General features: G+C 44.7%; 2 protein-coding genes. Both read right to left on the bottom strand.

Annotated features, from left to right (window positions below; translation table 11 throughout):
• Nucleotides 1-1,002 (bottom strand): cache domain-containing protein (locus K8S15_12450; protein ID MCD4776846.1); only part of this gene is annotated, 1,002 nt, incomplete at its 3' end.
• Nucleotides 999-1,505: PAS domain-containing protein (locus K8S15_12445; protein ID MCD4776845.1), on the bottom strand; the 507-nt coding region annotated here is incomplete at its 5' end. The genes K8S15_12450 and K8S15_12445, both read right to left, overlap by 4 nt.

The raw sequence follows: 1,505 nt of genomic DNA, 5'->3' as shown, positions 1-1,505 counted from the left end.
AAGATTTCCCTTCATTATCTCTTCCACACCATCTTTCAGCTTCTCGATGGGTTTTGCCAGACTGGACGAGACAGCTATTGAAATCATAAAACCAAGGACAAGCACACCGGCCATAACCATGAGCATACTCCGCGTGAGTCTCTCAACCGGGGCGAAGGCTTCTTCAACACATATTTCAGCTATAAGGATGCAGTCAATATCGGGAATATGCGAATGAATGCTGATAACAGCCTTCCCCATGTAATTGTTTGTAAAAACAGCAATGGATTCATGTTCCCCTCCCTCGAATCGACAGGTCTCCGCGATACCCCCCGCTGTCTCCAGATCGACCTCCACATGCAGAACAGCGTTATCGATGAATAAAGAAGGGGTAAGCATAAGACCGCTTCTGTCAATTACATAAACCTCTCCTGTCTCCCCCAGACCGGTCCTGTCCGTTATAGAAGAAAACAGTTCCTTATCTGCATCAAAATTAATTACAATGGCTCCCCGGAACTCACCGGATATAAAAATCGGAGCTGAAATACTTAATACCGGATTTCCAGTGAATCGAGAAAAGTGGAATTCCCCTGTATAAACCTCTCCATCTGCAATACTCAGGAATAGTGAGTCTGCGCTGTGGTTAGCACCAACATCCGAGTGAGACGAAGCAATTACTGTACCTGTATTGTCAAGCACTCTGATCCGTGAAATTGCAGAATAAGAAGATAGCAATGCGCTAATTCTTCTGTTTACACTTTGAATTGCTTCTTCAGTGTTTTCTGTTTCTGCAATGAGATCGACAAATGCATTTCCGGTTGATATGAGTACTGCGAGTTCCTGATACTCATTCAGAACCGAATTGACATATCTCGCTCTTATCTCTGCGATGACGGCCAGATGACTGATCATCTGTTCTTCAAGAATACTCTTTGAAATACTTCTCACAACAAGAATTACGGACAACCCTGTAGCTACGATCACCGAGAAAGCCACAAGGAGTACCTTCGAGCGTATTCTCACTGCGAAGCCTCTGTTTCATATCCTTTCGGCACTGTGAACCCGGGTTCTCTGCCAAGTTCCTCAAGCAATGAGTTTATCTCCCTTTTCAACTCCACCATTTTCACTTCTCTGCCGACAGCGAGTGAATTGAATCTCTCGAGTTCTTCGTTTTTTCTCCTGAGGTCGTTTTCTTTTTTAACACGGTCAGTGATGTTCCTGGCTATTTTTATGATCTCGATAACATTTCCGTTCCCGTCCTTCATCGGAACACCTATATCTTCCCAGTATCTTTCACCTCTTTTTCCTTCAACGGCCTCCTGATACACGATACCTGTTTCGTTTTCTCCCGTTTCAATGGCTTTAACAATCGGGCAGCCATCGCAGGGCTCTTCAATTCCGGGGAATGCTTTGTAACAGAATTGACCGATTGAATCAGGATTCATGGAAAGAGCCGTTCTGTTGGCCCAGAGTACTTTAAGATCCGTATCCAGCAGGATTATCATATCGGGGGAACCGTCGAGAAG

Source organism: Candidatus Aegiribacteria sp. (assembly GCA_021108005.1).
Taxonomy (GTDB): domain Bacteria; phylum Fermentibacterota; class Fermentibacteria; order Fermentibacterales; family JCC-6; genus Aegiribacteria.
This window is presented reverse-complemented; position numbering and strand designations above follow the sequence as displayed.